This is a genomic window from Streptomyces sp. NPDC004284 (genome assembly GCF_042874035.1).
In the GTDB taxonomy this organism is placed as follows: Bacteria; Actinomycetota; Actinomycetes; order Streptomycetales; family Streptomycetaceae; genus Streptomyces.
Window position 1 is genome coordinate 21705 of the sequence record NZ_JBIAMJ010000027.1, and the last position, 15974, is coordinate 37678.

Genomic DNA, 15974 nt, shown 5'->3' on the forward strand with positions numbered 1-15974 from the left:
GCATGCACCTCTAAAGGGATTCCTCCGCCGCGCCCGGGTCGGACGGACGGTCGGACGGGAAGGGCTGACCGAGGCACGTGCGAAGCCGTGCCCTGAACCAGCGTTCGGCCAGCGCCGAGTTGAGCCACACGCTGCCCTGCTTGGTCGGAACGGTGCGCCCCTCCCAGGCCAGGTCTCCCGCGTCGGCGACCATCTGCCTGCCGAGCCGGAGGACGATCCCGTACGCCTGCCGCTGCCATGCGGCCCGCTGCTCGACGGGGTCGTCCGCCGAGCCCAGGGCGGCGAGCCACGTGCGGTAGGGGCCTTCGAGCTCGCCGAAGCCACGGTCGCGCGCGACGCTGCGGGGACCCTCGTTCTCCGAGCCGGCGGCACGTTCCAGATCGGTCGCGAGGTCGCCGAGCGTCTTGACCGCCTCGGCGGCGTCGCCGGCCGCGTCGATCGCCTGTTGCGCGTACTCGCGGTCCTGTTCGTGCAGGAGGACGACGTCCATCGTCAGGTGGTCGTCGACGACTTCGTCGACGACGGACTGCTGTGTGCCGTAGGCGGTCCCGATGATCCGGGCCCGGACGAGGAAGCCCCGGGACAGCGTCCGGCTCGTCACCAGACGGGCCACCCATTCCAGGACGCCGGGCCGCAGGTGGAGAGGGACGCCGTCCGTGCCCTTCTTCGTCTGCCCGCGATCGGCCACGAGCGCCGCGACGCCGCGCCACGCGGAACGCGCGGGATCGTGCTCGCGCGGCAGGTAGATCAGCTTCTCGCGGTACTTCTTCTCCTGTGCCGGGCTACGGCGCCAGGCGGTCATCGGCTCGTGCGTGTGCATGTTGCGTGCGGGGAGCGGATCGCCGTAGCCGAGGACGACGCCGTACACCCCGTCGGCGTCGGCGTGCAGCCGCAGGCGCCGGCTCTGCCAGGTGTACAGGTCGCGCAGCCCGGTCGGCGTGCGCTCCCCTCCCCCGGGCCCGCTCGGCCCCCGCCGCCACGCAGGGCGGTCGTCGGTTCCGGACACGGTCCCGCTCGTGTCCGCCGCCACGAGGTTCAGCAGCAGCGTCTCCCGCAGATCGCGCCCCTCGACGAACACTCCGCCGAGGTTCCCGGCCCACCCGACACCCAGGGGGTAGACCTTTCCTCCCTTGGCGCGGTCGTCGCCCACGACACCGCTCTTGATGCCGGAGGTGTCGTACGCGTGCGCGTGCACCACCCACCTCGCCGCTTCCGCGAAGCCCAGCCGATCGACGGCGGGCAGCCGCGCCGAGAAGAACGGATCGCCGTTGGGCACGTCCGCCACGATCCTGTTGAGCGAGGAGACCTCGTCCTTCGCCGTCCTCAGCCCGGCCGTCTGGAAGAAGGGCACCTCCGGATCCAGGAGATCGAACGAGCCGCGGTGGACGTCGAGATACTCCCCCACTCCGGCGAAGCACTCCGGATCGCTCCACAGCCGCGACCAGTGCTCGATGTCCTTCGGGCCGTCGAGCGCGTCGTGGGCGATCGCGAGGAGGAGGCGTGTCAGGGCGAACTCCTGCGTGGGCAGATCGCCTGCGATCCGGCGGATGTCACGGGCCCGCGCGAAGACCTCACGCAGCGACAGTTCCCGTTCCGCACCGTCCTGTTGGAGCACTCCGATCCACGGACGCTCCGTCAGGTCGAACGACGGCGCGCTCCCGCCCGCCTCGCTCGTCCCACTGGTCTCAGACACGGGTCACCTCAAGTCCCTCGGTCTTGGAGTACCGGAGCGAGAAGCCTGCCAGCCGGGTCTGACCATCCTCGTCGAGAGCGAGGATCAGCTGGCCGGCGAGCCAGGGGCTGTCCTTCGACTGCCAGGCCGGCACGTACAGTTCCTCGAGTTCGCCGATGGCCCGGCTCATCACTTCGTGGTACGAGAACTGCACCGGCAGGCGCAGTCCGCTCGCCGCAGCCGTACGCGCGGCCAACCGTTCCGGTACCTGGTCCCACGGCAGCTCCAGCCCGCCCAGCCGTCTCCCCCGGCGGTCCTCGCCCAGCCACGGCACGGTCGTCATCGTCCCGTCGGCGCGCTTCTGCACGACGATGACCTCCAGGCCGTCACGGGTGTCGCGTACCTGGGCCCGCCCCTCGGGCGTGTCGTCCGCGTCGCCCACACCGGCGGCCACCCATCCGAAGAGCGGTTCCCCTGCCTTGCGGACGTCGTCCAGCCGGAACGTCGCCGCTCTCCTGGCCTGGTCGGCACAGTGCTCCTCATGCTCGGCCCAGGCCTCGTCCAGCGCTTCCGCCCAGCCCTCGGGTGCCGCCTGTCCTTCGGCGTACGCACCCTGTACGAGCGGGCTGATGTCCTCCGGCAGCCGTACGGGCACGGGATCCGCCCCGTCGAAGTGCGGGAGCAGGACGGCCGCCGAGCGCAGCAGCAGGTGCTTCCCGTACACGATGACGGACCCTCGTACCGGCACCGGTACGGTCCCTTCCCAGTCGGCGCCGGTCACCAGGCACCGCGGCTCGCGCAGCCGCTCGGGCCGGTCCGCCTGGCCCTCTCCGCGCTGGTGCCGGTGCAGGCGCCCCATGCGCTGGAGCAGGAGGTCGACCGGACACAGGTCGGTGACCAGCAGGTCGAAGTCCACGTCGAGGGACTGCTCGGCGACCTGGCTCGCCACCACGATGTGCCTGCGCCGGGGACGGTCGGACTCCTCCCCCGGCGGCCCGAACCTCCGCAGGAGCTCCTTGTCGTTCGCCGCGCGGTCCAGGTCGAGGAAGCGGGCGTGCGCCACCGTGACGTCCTCGTCGCCGAACCGCTCCCGGAGCACACGTGCCGTGTCCAGCACGCGCGTCACGGTGTTGCGCACCACCAGCGCGCACCCACCGTCCCGCAGCTCCTCGGCCAGCCTGTCGGCGAGGACCTCGGCATCGTCGTCGAGGCGCTCCAACCGTACGGACACACCGCGGCCGGACGCCCCGGGACGCCGCACGACGGGAGCTCCGCCCGGGGCCACCGCCGTGAGCAGCGGGTACTCCCCCGCCGACGCGACAGCCTCGAACGCCCCCGGTGCCGTGCCGTCACCCGCCCCCGCACCGGCATAGGCCTCGACGAGCTCCCGGCGCCGGGCCGCGGGAAGCGTCGCCGACAGGATGACGACCGGCACCCGGTAGGCGCCGAGCCACGACAGCACCCGGTCGAGATAGGCACTCATGTACGTGTCATACGCGTGCGCCTCGTCGATGACGACGACCTTGCCCGCGACCGCCAGATGCCTCAGCGCCAGGTGCTTGCTCTTGAGCCCGGCGAACAGCAGCTGGTCCACGGTCCCGGCCACGAAGGACGACAGCATCGCCTTCTTCCGGCCCCGCAGCCAGATGTGGGCCACCAGTTCCGCCACGGCCTCGCGGACGTTCGGAGACTGGCTTCGCACATCGGCGTCCAGCTCCACGGCCACGACCTTCCCGACCTCCATCAGGTCGGTGAACTCGTCGTTCAACGCGGACTTGGAGTGTGCCAGCAGCACCGAATGACGCTGCCCCTTCAAAGACGGCAGCCTCTTCAACCACTTCAGCAGCCGGGGAAACATCGCGTTGCCGGTGGCCATGGTCGGCAGCGCGAAGAACACTCCCCCGGCCCCGGACCGGGCGGCGAAGATCTCCGCCACGGCCAGCGCGGCCTCGGTCTTCCCCTCCCCCATCGGCGCCTCGATCACCATCAGCCCCGGCGCCGTCATGGACCTGGCCAGCTCCACCGCCGCCACCTGGACGGGACGTGCCTCCGCTCCCTTCGGGAGCGCGAACCTGGAGGCGAACAGCTCCCGCACATCCGCGGGCGGCTCCGTGGGCCGCCACGAGGCCGGCAGGTCGAGCCCCCGCCACGCCGCCGCCGCACGCTCGGCACTGCTCCGCGGAACGTCCTGCGGGTAGTACGGGAACAGCTCCGGGTTGCTCGCGATCCAGTCGGCGACGATCACCAGCCCCGTCAGCAGCACCTGCACGGGCTGCGGCAGCTTCACCGCACGCCACTCCCCCAGCCGCTCCCGCACACCGAACTCGTCGGCACACGCTTCCAACAGCTCCGCCTGCACCCGACGCCACAACGGCCGACTCACCCCCGTCGACCACAACAGATGCCCGCGATTGTCCAGCGCACTGATCTGCCCGTACTCGGGCGGCACCCCGTGATGCCCACCCACCACCACCGAGAACTGATCACACTGCCCGGGCGCCCCACCGCAGCGCTCCTCCAGCCACTCCCCCAGCAGCACCTGACTGGCCAGCGCATGCGGCGCCCTCCTGCGGTCCGGCCCCATCTGCCCGTACGACCGCATCTGCAGGCCCACGTCCCGCATCCGATCGGCCAACGGCTCGACCTGACAGGCGAACGCGGGCGTGGCCTTGCCGATGTCGTGCACCGCGGCCAGCCACATGATCAGCCGACGCCCGTCGGCCTCTCCCCCGGGCAGCGCCTCACCGACCAGCCGGCGGATCTGCGAGGGAATCCACTCGTCCCACAGCATCCCCGCCACAGCCGCGCTGTCATCCATGTGCTGCCACAACGGCAGCCACCCGTCGGAGTCCCTGTCGTACTTGCCCCACAGCGCGAGCACCGGACCCTCAAGTCTGCTCCGAAGGCCTGAGCGGCCCTCCCCCTCACGTGCCATGGGAGATGGATACACGGCGGTGAAGGAGGCGACGCCCCCATCAGGACAAGATCCGGGTTTCACCATCGACTTGCGCGGAACCGACACACGGCAGGCATTCGACCGCGTAAGGTGAGCAATTTTTCGCTCGCCACCGTGCCGCCCTCGCTGCGGGCGGCACAGCGCGGGAGCAGCACGAAGCCCCTGCCCTTCCATGAGGAAGAACAGGGGCTCCGCGTCTTCGGCTACATCTCCCGTACGAGCCCGGCGGCAACCTGCTGCAGGATCGCCCCGAGCGAGGCACGGGCCTGGGATCCGAGATCCCCTCGCATGTCCGTGGTCACGGCCTCGATACCACTGCTCCGCCGGAAGTACCGCTGGATGAACGCGCTTCGCTGCACCGGGTCGAGCCTGTCGAAGGCCATGTCCATGAGAGCGACGCCGTCGTTCCACGGCACGACGAGGGCCGGATCAGCCGCGACGGCCGCGGTGCTCCGCGGTTCCGGGACGACGGCAACCGGCTCAGCCAGATCGGCGGCCTCGGTGGCCACCGCTCCCCCACTGGGTTCGGACGCTTCCGCCTCGGACTTCAAAACCGGGTTTTGAACCGGCGGGACCGACGGCTCCGGAACACCGGACTCCAAAACCGGGTTTTGAACCGGCGGGACCGACGGCTCCGGAACAGCCCGCTTACGCGGAGGCTTCGGCTCCTGCGCCTTGCGGATCTCCTCGGCCGCGATGGCCTTCTGCTGCTCGGGATCCTGGATCTTGGCGATCTTCTCCGCCGTCTTCACCTTGATCTGCTTGGTGTCGACGACGTCACGGAGTTCGGGCGTGAGGTTGAGCAGCGCCAGACGGTTGGAGACGTACATCTGCGACTTGCCGATGCGCTCCGCGACCCTCTCCTGGGAGCCGTGGCGCTCGACCATCCGCTGCAGGAACTCCGCCTCCTTGTAGGGCGGGATGTTCTTGCGGTGGATGTTCTCGATGACGACGGCCTCGTCGACCCTGTCGTCGTCCTCGTTGCCGAGGCGGTCGCGCACCCGGATCTCGAACTTCGTCCAGCCGAGCTGCTTCGCCGCGTGGAAGCGCCGGTTGCCGAGGATGATGACCCACTCGGCATCGCCGATGCGAGGCCCCTGCTCCGGCTTGAGGCGGAGGTACGCCTCGCGGGACAGCGCGACAGCCGGCTGCAGCTGACCGACCGACTTCATCGACGCCTTGAGCTCGCGGAAGTCGGGGTCCTCGTCGCTGTAGTCGTGATCGGTGCGCGGGTTCTCGGGGTTGCCGACGAGCGTGTGCATGTACACGGTCGTCGGCGGCGCCTCCGTCTTGGCGGGCTCGTCGACGGCGGCACGCTTGCTCCCCGGCTTCCCCGGGCCGTCGAGCAGGTCGGTCCAGGGCTTCTTCGCCGCCATCAGCGCGAGCCCTTCTTGCCGGCACCGAGCTCGAGAGCCAGCTGGTAGAAGTCCTCGCGCGCCTCCATGGCGACACGGTTCTTCTTGTACTGGGTGACGACGGTGCCTTCGAGGGCGGCCCGGGTGTGCACCTTGTAGTGACGGATCACGGTGTTGGCGAGGTTCCAGCCCTGGGCCCGCACGAAGTCCTTGGTCTGGTCGAGGTCGGCTTCGCCGTCCCGCGGGTCCCAGTTGTTGATCACGACGAGGTAGGGGATGCCGAGCGGCTTCACGACCTCCTCGATGGTGTCGCGGGTCGGCATGAAGCCGAGCGGCTCCGGCTCGACGGGGACGATGATGTCGTCGGCGTTGGTCAGCACGGCCCGCATGGCGTCCGCGGCCGTGCTCTTCCCGAACGGGTCACCGGCCTCTTCCTTCTCGTCCTCGGGAAGGTCCATCCAACCCGGGGTGTCGATGAAGGCGTGCTTGATCTTGCGGGACTTCTTCAGGTGGGAGAACAGCTCCAGGTCGTCCTTGGAGTTGATCTGCTCGAAGGAGAAGGGCAGCTCGTGACCGACACGCTCCGACCACCACGTGGTCGAACCCTGGGGGTCGGCGGAGACTGCGGCGACGTAGTGCGGGTCGCCTTCGGGGGCTGCGCCCAGGACGTGGGCGGTGATGGCCGCGGTGTTGACGGTGAGAGTCGACTTCCCGACTCCACCCTTGCGGTTGATGAGCGCGGTAATCCGTGCCATGGGTGGTACTCCTGATGCTCCGTATGCTTCCCAGCCACGTCGGCTGGTACTAGCGGACGTGGACAGGATGCCACGTATCCCCTCGTTCATAGGCACTCCGGCACGGCGGTTTCAAAACCGGGTTTTGAAGTGAACCCCTCGTTCCGCTTCTGACCGCCCCTGCGAAACGGAACTGCCCCGTCCTCCTCGATCGCGTCGTACTCGCAACGAACCGAGTCGTTCGGGCATACGTCTCAGCGCACTCAGGCGCACCGACGAGGACACTCCACCTGCCCCCCGCACTGGAACCGCCCGCTCTTCTGTCTAGCCTGCGGACATGACGCAGCATCCGGGATTCGACGCCAGGCTGGCATGCCTCCTGGACCACAGAGGCCTCGACGCCCAGGAACTGGCCGACCGCGCCGGCTCGACGGCGGAAGAGGTCCGGGCGGTACTCGCAGGGAAGAACCCGGGCGACGCACTGCTCCGACGGCTTGGGCCCGCGCTGGGTTTCCACGCTACCGATCTGTTCATCCTCGCGGGCTTGGCGGTTCCGGACGACCTTGCGCCGTTGGACGCCACGACCGCGCAGTGGACGGCGAGCACGGTGACGGCTGCGGCGCGCCTCCCCGCAGCCAGACGTCATGAACTTCTCCGGCTGATTCGCTCACTGCCCCAGGAGCAACGGCGCTCCGGCTTCACCCCGAGGCCTCTCCTGCCCCTCCCCGGTGGCCCAGGCACTTGGCTCATCCGCATGCTCCAGTACCGCAATCTGAACTGGACGGGCATGGCGAGAGCGCTTGCGTCCGTGACTCCGACATACCTGTCGGCGGCCACCTACGGCCTGATCGGGTCCGGTCGCAAGGAACCGACCCCGCGCTTGGTGACGGACTTCGCCACCGTGTTGGGCATCGACGCCTGCGAGCTGGCCGCACTGACGGGCGTTCCTCTACGTGAGGTGCCGCCCCCTCCGTCCCCGGAGGGCGTGGACGCCGCAGCTCTGCTGTGGGAGGCACGGCAGCTGTCACCTGTCCAGGCGCGCCACGTCTCCGAGCTGGTGTGCTCCATGCGTGAGGACTCCCCCGCCGGGTAGCCATCTGTCCACCGGCATCAGGGCCGCCCCCGTGAGCGTTTCAAAACCCGGTTTTGAAGATGGCTCCCTCAAAGGCGGCATTTCGTACCGGGTGTCCAACGAACTGTGCCTGTTCAAGATGGTTGCCCCTTGAACAGGAGGACTGTCACCGCTCAGTGGTCGAAGTGGAGCTCGGGCCGGGTCCAGAGGGTGAGGTCGCTGCTGGTGGCGACCGCCAGGGTCAGGCCGGAGGGGGAGAACCCGGCCGCGCGGAGTTCCGAGTACTCGGAGTGGAAGACGTGCCACCACGTCCCTCCCGCCGGGCCTTTGTGGGACCCGCCGTCGGCGGAGAGGATGACGCGGTCGTGGGGCCACTCGGGACTGACGACGTCCAGGCTCCAGCCGTCCGGTGTGGTGCTGTGCAGGCCGCCGCCGAAGAGCCCGGCGATACGCACCGGCATGCCCTCGATCGGGCCGAGCCCGGGACAGGTGAGCTCCGGCGACGCGTCCGGAGTGCTGGTGTCGGGATCCGGGTCCCGGTCACGGGCGACCTTCTCACCGGTGACCGCGTCGAAGAGTCCATGACCGGCGCTGGACACGACCATCACGAGATCGTGCCCACTGTCGGGATGGACGGCGAAGCCGATGCCGAGCAGACCCCCGATGGGAGTCCCCTGGTCCAACACCGGCTGCCACGGCTCCGGCGCCGGCAGGACAGGAGCGGCGAGGTAACGCTCGCGCAGCTTCTGCTGGTACTCCGTGATCAACTCGTCTCCTCGGGGCATCCGTGTCGAAGGGCAAGACCGCAGATGATCTCAAAGCGATGAGAACGACGCGCCTTCGATGACGACAATCCTGCTCACGCCGCCCCGCAGGGCGGGGTCCGGGGCAGCTGTCAGGTGACATGCCGAGGTGTTCAGGCACACGAGCCCACCGCCTGTCGACGATCAGGTGCCACTGCGTGTGCTGGCTCCGTCAGAACTCCCGCTGCACGGCAGACAGCCGTCCCATCGCCGACGCTCTCCAGAACGAACGCTCACCGCAAAGCGAGCCACGGGGATGGCCCCCCAGCAATCTCCCACTTCCCTACCCGTCCAGCTCCGACAGCCGGAGCACCGTCCACACGGCCCGGCCACCGGCACGGTCGAAGGCATCTGCCGCCACCTGATCGCTGGCTTCCTCCCCGTCACCGGCACCCGCCGGGGCCTCCGCAGAGCCGGGGCCTCCGCAGAGCCGAAGCCGTCTACGGCTCCGTACGGCCGTCGCCGACCGCAACCTCGACTCCTCCTGGCACCTCTGTCTCACCCCCGACCAGCAGGACTTCGACCTCACCGCTTGATCGCGGACCTGCTGGCGAAGAGACTGCGGCCCATGAGGCCTACCGGCATGTCCGCCGACACGCAGACCACCAGCGCCGAAGCGAACCTTTCCATGCCGCGGCAGGCTCACCAGTGACCACCGACCTACCCCACTTCCGTTACCACCCCGACCCCATCGCAAGCGGGTCCGTCCGCGAGAGCGCCGAGACCTGCGCCTGCTGCGGGCGCAGTACGGGATGGATCTACACCGCGTCGTTCTACACGGCCCAGAATGTCAACGGGAGACTCTGCCCCTGGTGCATCGCCGATGGCAGCGCCGCTGAACGTTTCGAAGGTGAATTCATCGACGCGTACGGGCTCGACGGCATCAGCGAGGAGACCCTGATGGAGGTCACTCGCCGCACCCCCGGCTTCCACACCTGGCAGGATCCGTACTGGCTTGTCCACTGCAACGACGCGGCCGCCTTCATCGGCGAGGTCGGATACGCCGAACTGGCAGCCCATCCCGAGGCACTGGACCAGCTTCGACTCGACCTGCGGATGGGTGGCTGGCACGACGCCTCCCGGCTCGAGAACTTCCTGACCCACCTCGGGCAAGGGGCAAACGCCATGCTCTTCCGCTGCACTGTCTGCGGCACCCGTCTCGCCTACGCCGACGCTTCATAACCACGGCCCACCTCAGCACGCCCCCTTTCCCTGCAAAGGATCCGCACCCCACCCTCTGGCGGTGCCCTGGTGAAGGTCCGATCTCAGGGAGGGCCTGCCGGGGCCGGCGAAGCCGGTGGCCTTGGCCTCAGCCGGACGAGGGGCCGGAGCGTTCTTCACGACTGATCTCGAGATCAGCGACCGTGCGTCCGCAGAGAATCGGTGGGCGAGTTCAAAACCGGGTTTTGAACGAGGGCCGCACCCCTTCGACGGCGTCGTTTCAAAACCGGGTTTTGAAACGGCAGGCAGGCACCACCTCCGGTGCCGGACATGCGGCCCCGCTGTTCAGCGCGCGACAACCCTGATCCGCCGCTGCCCCCATCGCCTCAGGCACGACACAGACCCGGAGGAAAACCCGACCGTCCCCTGGTAACGGACACCCCGGTGGGACAGGATGACCGGCCGCGCGCCGCCCGTTGTCCGTACCTGGTCCGGTTCCTCGCGACGGGGCGATACGCCGCCACACGCTTCGACACGGGGGAGTCGCAAGGTGACCGGATTACCGCTGCTCGCTGAGGATCCACAGCGCATCGGTGGCTACTGGCTGGCCGCCAGACTCGGCGCCGGTGGCCAGGGCATGGTCTACGAGGCGTACGACACCGAAGGCGAGCGCGTGGCCTTGAAGGCACTGCGCCGCGACGTGGATCCCTTCGCACGCGACCGGTTCGGCAGGGAGGCGGAGGCAGCCCGCAGGGGCGCGCCCTTCTGCACGGCCCGCGTCCTCGACGCCGCCGTGGACGGGGACATCCCCTACCTCGTCAGCGACTACATCCCTGGACCCCTCTCTCGCCGAGGCGGTACGCACCCACGGCCCTCTCGACGAGGAGGCGACATGGAGGCTGGCCACGGGTGCGGCGACCGCCCTGTCCGCCATCCACGCAGTCGGCGTCGTCCATCGCGACCTCAAGCAGGACAACGCCCTCCTAGGCCCCGACGGACCGCGCATCATCGACTTCGGCATCGCCCGTACGCCGGACATGTCGCTGACCGCCACCAGGGCGATCATGGGGACCTTCGGCTACATGGCCCCGGAGGTACTCGGGGCCGGCATGCCACCCCCGCTTCCGACGTCTTCGTCTGGGGAGCGGTCGTCCTGTACGCGGCGACCGGCACCGAGCCATTCCGTGGAGCGAGCCGTTCCGTGGAACGAACATCGCGGAGGTCGCCCACCGCACCGCCGCCGTGGATCCCCACCTGTCCGCGATCGACCCGCGCCTGCGTCCCCTCCTGACCGCCACCCTCGCCAAAGACCCGGCGCGGCGCCCTGGCATCCAGGACCTCCTGATCCGGCTCGTCCGGGCCGCCGCACCCGGGAGCGGCCTCGTGGACACGGCCGGCACCGAGGGCGGGGGAGGGGAGGACCGCCTGCGGGCCGGCGCCGAGCAGGCCGACCGTTCCCCTCTGTACACGGCCACTCTGGCCGTAGCGCCTCTGGGGGAGCGGGCCGAGAACGCCTACGCAGGTCTGCCTGCCCCGACCCAGCGTGCCACTCTCGAACTGCTGCTCCGACTGGTCGTTCCGGGAGGTGCCGAGGACGGTTCCCAGAGCAGCGTGCGGACCGCGCACCGCAGCGAACTCTTCGACGGCCGTCCAGCGTCCGAACAACAGGCCATGGCCCTCGCCGTCGACGGCCTCACCGCCGCGGGCGCGCTCGTCGTGGAACCCGACGGCGGGGTACGCCCGGTCAGCACGGCCCTTCTCCCTGCCTGGTCCCGTCTGCGCGGCTGGGCCGCCCACCACCGCGTGTCCCGCACGCGTCTCCAGCGTCTCGCCCAAGCCACCAACCGTTGGCACGCGCACGGCAGACGCGGCGAGGACCTGCTCTCCGGATCGGAACCGCGCACGCTGCTCGACTGGCTCGCCACCGTCCCCGCGGACCTGCGCCCCAAACCGGCCGAGCTCCAGTTCCTCACGGCGGCCCGCACGGTGCGCCGTCGCCGCCAGCTCCTGGCCGGGCTCGCGGGCGTCACCGTACTCCCCCTCCTCGCGGGCACCGTGACATATCTGCAGAACCGCGAGGCCGATGCCCGGCAGGCCGAGGCCCAGGCCTGTACCGTCGCTCAGACCGCCCAGAACCTGCGGAACGCCGAGCCCGACACCGCGATGCTCCTCGGCCTCACCTCGTACCGCATCGCACCCGTCCCCGAAGCCCTCGGCGCCCTGTACGGCTCCCTCACCCAGCGGACCACCGAGACCATCGCCCTGCCCAGCATCGAGAACGGCACGGACTCCGGGATGGCCCTGACCCAGTCCGGGAGCGGCCTCGTGGTGTACTCGCCGACCCGTACCACCCTCACCGACCTCACCACACCTGCGCCGGCCGCCTCCCGCCCCTCACGTACCCCTCGCGTCCTGCCCGGGGCGTACACCTGGGTGGAGGGCAGCCCCCGTTATGTTCTTCGCGGTCCTGCAATAGGGCCGCTGGCCTCCGGGTCCGGCATGGCTGTGTCCCCCTGTCGAACGGATGACCTGGGGGGTGGTGTCACCGGGCCCGAGGGGTGCCGTCGGAGACGCTGATGAGAGGTCTGGCCACCGCCCGGCCGGGCGCAATGCCCGGCCGCGTACGGGCGGCAGGTCTGCATAACGTGGATGCGCGAGAACGGCCCCGATGCCCAGGCCAGCACGACAACGAGCAGGTGGGGGCACGATGATCGACACCGGCGGCGTGGGCGTCTTCCTCGGTCTGGACGTCGGCAAGAGCGCACACCACGGCCAGGGGCTGACCCCGGCCGGCAAGAAGGTCTTCGACAAGCCGCTGCCCAACAGCGAAACCAAACTGCGGGCCGTCTTCGAGAAACTGTCCGCGAAGTTCGGCACCGTCCTGGTGGTCGTGGATCAGCCCGCCTCCATCGGCGCCCTCCCGCTCGCGGTGGCCCGGGACGCTGGCTGCCAGGTCGCTTACCTGCCCGGACTGGCCATGCGGCGGATCGCCGACCTCTACCCGGGCGAGGCAAAGACCGACGCGAAGGACGCGGCTGTGATCGCGGACGCCGCCCGCACGATGCCGCACACCCTGCGCTCCCTGGAGCTGACCGACGAGATCACAGCCGAGCTCGCCGTCCTCGTCGGGTTCGACCAGGACCTGGCCGCCGAGGCCACCCGCACCTCCAACCGGATACGGGGCCTGCTCACGCAGTTCCACCCCAGCCTGGAGCGCGTCCTCGGCCCCCGCCTGGATCACCAGGCCGTCACCTGGCTGCTCGAACGTCACGGTTCCCCGGCCGCCCTGCGGCAAGCCGGCAGCCGCAGACTCGTCGAGCTGATCCGCCCGAAGGCCCCACGCATGGCCGCCCGGCTCATCGACGACGTCTTCGACGCCCTCGACGAACAGACCGTCGTCGTTCCTGGCACCGGCACCCTGGACGTGATCATCCCGTCCCTGGCCCGCTCGCTCGCGGCCGTCCACGAACAACGCCGGGCCCTGGAAGCCCAGATCAACGAACTGCTGGAGGCACACCCTCTTCCCCAGGTCCTGACGTCGCTGCCTGGCATCGGCGTCAGGACGGCCGCCGTCCTGCTGGTCACCATCGGCGACGGCACCAGCTTCCCCACTGCCGCCCACCTCGCCTCCTACGCCGGCCTCGCACCGGCCACGAAGCAGTCGGGAACCTCGATCCACGGCGAACACGCACCCCGCGGCGGGAACCGGCAGCTCAAACGCACGATGTTCCTGTCCGCGTTCGCCGCCCTGCACGACCCCGCCTCCCGCACCTACTACGACCGCTGTCGCGCCCGGGGCAAAACCCACACCCAGGCCCTCCTCCGCCTCGCCCGCCACCGCATCAGCGTCCTGTTCGCCATGCTCCGAGACGGCACCTTCTACGAACCCCGCACCCCACGCCACATGGGACTCTGCAGTTAACAGATGAACCCTTCTGGAGCACCCGTGACACTTGAGGAACTGATCAGCCGACTGACTGAGACGGATGACGGCCTGACCGTCTTCGCCAGCGAGCCCTGGACTGCGCAAAGCGACGCGGTAGCTGTCCCCAACCGGGAAGGCTCAAGCCGGCCGGACGCCGAGGGCCGCACCTACCTCTTGGAAGCTGTCCTGATCCGCGACGTCCTGGAGACCTGGCGCGCACACCATGACGGGGCCGCTGCCTCCCTCCAAGAGGCATGCGAGGCAGTCATCTACTACGCCGAGAACGACTCATACCTGCACCCGGACGAAGACCTGCCCTGATCAAACCACCCGGACCCGTACTCCCGGCACTTCACGTCGCCCCGGCTGGAAAGCCCGCACACAGCCCTGCCTGCTTGACCAAAGACATAGAGGCACCCCCCCCCCGGCGATCAGCCCGGACGGGCGGCTGATCCTCCGGCGGACCGGCGAGGAACGCGCCCAGGTCGTCGACATCGCCGACGGCCGGCCGCCGGCGGCCCCCTTCACTCTGCCGGTGGACGAGAACGGCGGAGACAGCCTGTCCCTGACCAACCTCGGACAGGTCGTGGAACAGCGCCCGGACGGCACCACGATGCTCCGGGACGCCGCAGGACGGAACACCGCTCCGGTACGGGGCGACATGTCGCCCTCCGGCACCGAGTTGCTCGCATGCGACGCCAAGGGCGTCGACGTCCTGCACACGACCGGAACCTCCGAGGCGACGAGGCTCTTCGTCCCCCGCACACCTGGCTGCAACCGTGAGACTGTCTTCAGCCCGGACGGAAGCATGGTCGCCCGCCTGCAACTGGCCCCGGAGGCATCGGATCTGAGCGTCGTGAGCAGCACGTACGGCGAGGTCGGCATCTGGAGCACCCGGTCGACGAACCAGTCCGCCACGCTCCCGGACGTCGGCCTCCGGAAAGGCAGCTTCAGCTCCGACGGCCACTACCTCCTCGGGGCGACCAGCGGGGGTGACATCGAGATCGGGGAGAGCGAGACCGGGGAGAGCGAGACCGGGGAGAGCGAGACCGGAAACCACCTCGCCACCATCGCCTCCTCGGAGAAGACGGCATCCAGTTCCTACGGACTCGACTTCACGCTGCACGAGCCGAGCAAGAGCCTGCCCGTCATGGCCGGGGACGACGGAGTCCTGCGACGGGTCGACGTCTCTTCCGTCATGGCCTCGGCCTCCGCGACGGCCCCTGACGACGGGGCAGCTCCACCTACTCCGACTCCGACGTCGTCACGGCTGCCGCTTCGACCGACGGCAGCACCGCCATCGTCCGCGAGGGCTTCACGCAGATGCGGCAGCGGATCGTGGACCTGCGGACCGGGCGCACCCTGCACACCGTCCCGCAGCGGGGGAGGGAGCTGCCCGCCCGGCACATGTACAACGCGCTCAGCCATGACGGCGGCGTTCTCGCCTTCACTGACTACCAGCCGACGGGCGGACAGTTCGTGGTGCTGTGGGACACCCGTCGGAACAAGGAGATCCATCGTTTCGTGCCCGGCGACGACACGGTTCGCCATCTCGTTCTCTCGCCCGACGGCCGGTACGTGTCCGCCTACGTCGTCCCCGGCGGGGGACGGGACGGAGCGGGCGGCACGGTACAGGTGTGGGGCGTACGCGCGCGCAAAGAGATCCACCGTTTCAAGAACATCACAGCCAACGGCCGTTTCAGCCCTGACGGCCGTCTCTTCGCCACGACCTCCGGCGAGGTCCTGGACCTGCGGGCCGGCACGGTCCGCACTGCGGGCTGGGGAGGCGGAACTGCCTCCGCTCTCGCCTTCTCCCCGGCCGGCAGCCTCCTCGCCCCTCACCCTCACCCGCGCCACCGACTCCGTCGAGCTGTGAGACGGATCCACCCGCCAGCGCCTCGCCCACATGCCCGGAACGGCGCCCGCCCACAGAGCCGGTTGATCGACGAGGCCGACGAACCCGTCTTCTCCCAGGACGGGAAGATGCTGGCCGCCGTGACGAGCGGCGAACGCGTACAGCTGTGGGAAGTGGAGGCCCGCACCGCACTGGGCCCGCCTCTGAACGCGGGCGACTGGAAGATCGACGTCCTCTCCTTCGGCAAGGACGGGGCCCTGCGAGTGCTGGGAGGGAGGGAACGACGTCATCTCCTCCCGGCTCGGGCCCGACCTGACTGCCACAGCGGTGTGCAAGCAGGTGAACCGGGACATCACCCAGGAGGAGTGGCAGACGTACATCCTGGGAGCGCCCTACCGGAAGCTGTGCTGACGTACATGCCCACCAGGCATCCAGCCGGGG

10 protein-coding genes and 1 pseudogene are annotated in these 15974 nt (G+C 69.6%); 6 read left to right on the plus strand and 5 right to left on the minus strand.

All coding sequences use genetic code 11. The features are described 5' to 3' along the window. Window positions 1–10: 10 nt before the first annotated feature. The 4 genes from casA to ACFYUS_RS37870 all read right to left on the minus strand — a co-directional run bounded on the left by casA (window position 11) and on the right by ACFYUS_RS37870 (window position 6738). Complete coding sequence (casA, locus tag ACFYUS_RS37855; protein WP_388862637.1) at window positions 11–1693, minus strand: type I-E CRISPR-associated protein Cse1/CasA; 1683 nt, start codon at window positions 1691–1693, stop codon at window positions 11–13. Further along, window positions 1686–4607 (minus strand): CRISPR-associated helicase Cas3', encoded by a 2922-nt coding sequence (gene cas3, locus ACFYUS_RS37860; RefSeq protein ID WP_388862683.1) that lies wholly within the window; start codon window positions 4605–4607, stop codon window positions 1686–1688. The genes casA and cas3 overlap by 8 nt, the downstream gene beginning before the upstream one ends. Window positions 4608–4831: 224 nt before the next feature. Continuing rightward, a complete protein-coding gene (locus tag ACFYUS_RS37865; protein ID WP_388862640.1) occupies window positions 4832–6004 on the minus strand; it encodes a ParB/RepB/Spo0J family partition protein in 1173 nt (390 codons plus the stop codon). Beyond that, window positions 6004–6738 (minus strand): ParA family protein, encoded by a 735-nt coding sequence (locus ACFYUS_RS37870; protein WP_388862642.1) that lies wholly within the window; start codon window positions 6736–6738, stop codon window positions 6004–6006. The genes ACFYUS_RS37865 and ACFYUS_RS37870 overlap by 1 nt, the downstream gene beginning before the upstream one ends. A 316-nt stretch (window positions 6739–7054) precedes the next feature. On the opposite strand from ACFYUS_RS37870, the gene ACFYUS_RS37875 reads away from it, so the two are divergent. Further along, window positions 7055–7810, plus strand: a complete 756-nt coding sequence (locus tag ACFYUS_RS37875) for a hypothetical protein (RefSeq protein ID WP_388862644.1) — start codon at window positions 7055–7057, stop codon at window positions 7808–7810. A gap of 152 nt (window positions 7811–7962) precedes the next feature. Here ACFYUS_RS37875 and ACFYUS_RS37880 read toward each other — a convergent pair whose 3' ends face one another. Continuing rightward, a complete protein-coding gene (locus ACFYUS_RS37880) occupies window positions 7963–8556 on the minus strand; it encodes a hypothetical protein (RefSeq protein ID WP_388862646.1) in 594 nt (197 codons plus the stop codon). Window positions 8557–9240: 684 nt separating this feature from the next. Between ACFYUS_RS37880 and ACFYUS_RS37885 the strand changes: the two genes are divergently transcribed. The 5 genes and pseudogenes from ACFYUS_RS37885 to ACFYUS_RS37905 all read left to right on the plus strand — a co-directional run bounded on the left by ACFYUS_RS37885 (window position 9241) and on the right by ACFYUS_RS37905 (window position 13999). Next, window positions 9241–9774, plus strand: a complete 534-nt coding sequence (locus tag ACFYUS_RS37885) for a CbrC family protein (protein WP_388862648.1) — start codon at window positions 9241–9243, stop codon at window positions 9772–9774. Between the two features lie 812 nt (window positions 9775–10586). Continuing rightward, window positions 10587–10847, plus strand: a pseudogene (locus ACFYUS_RS37890) (protein kinase); the annotation flags it as partial. 148 nt (window positions 10848–10995) lie between these two features. Next, window positions 10996–12330, plus strand: a complete 1335-nt coding sequence (locus tag ACFYUS_RS37895; RefSeq protein WP_388862650.1) for a hypothetical protein — start codon at window positions 10996–10998, stop codon at window positions 12328–12330. Between the two features lie 130 nt (window positions 12331–12460). After that, on the plus strand, window positions 12461–13675 hold the full coding sequence (locus ACFYUS_RS37900; RefSeq protein ID WP_388862652.1) for an IS110 family transposase: 1215 nt from the start codon (window positions 12461–12463) through the stop codon (window positions 13673–13675). Window positions 13676–13699: 24 nt separating this feature from the next. Continuing rightward, window positions 13700–13999: a hypothetical protein gene (locus ACFYUS_RS37905; RefSeq protein WP_388862654.1), complete on the plus strand. Its 300-nt coding sequence runs from the start codon at window positions 13700–13702 to the stop codon at window positions 13997–13999. Window positions 14000–15974: the final 1975 nt, after the last annotated feature.

Excerpts from the sequence above, each read along its gene's own strand:
- cas3 (WP_388862683.1), bottom strand. The coding sequence starts at position 4,607 with ATGGCACGTGAGGGGGAGGGCCGCTCAGGCCTTCGGAGCAGACTTGAG.
- ACFYUS_RS37865 (WP_388862640.1), bottom strand. The coding sequence starts at position 6,004 with ATGGCGGCGAAGAAGCCCTGGACCGACCTGCTCGACGGCCCGGGGAAG.
- ACFYUS_RS37870 (WP_388862642.1), bottom strand. The coding sequence starts at position 6,738 with ATGGCACGGATTACCGCGCTCATCAACCGCAAGGGTGGAGTCGGGAAG.
- ACFYUS_RS37875 (WP_388862644.1), top strand. The coding sequence starts at position 7,055 with ATGACGCAGCATCCGGGATTCGACGCCAGGCTGGCATGCCTCCTGGAC.
- ACFYUS_RS37900 (WP_388862652.1), top strand. The coding sequence starts at position 12,461 with ATGATCGACACCGGCGGCGTGGGCGTCTTCCTCGGTCTGGACGTCGGC.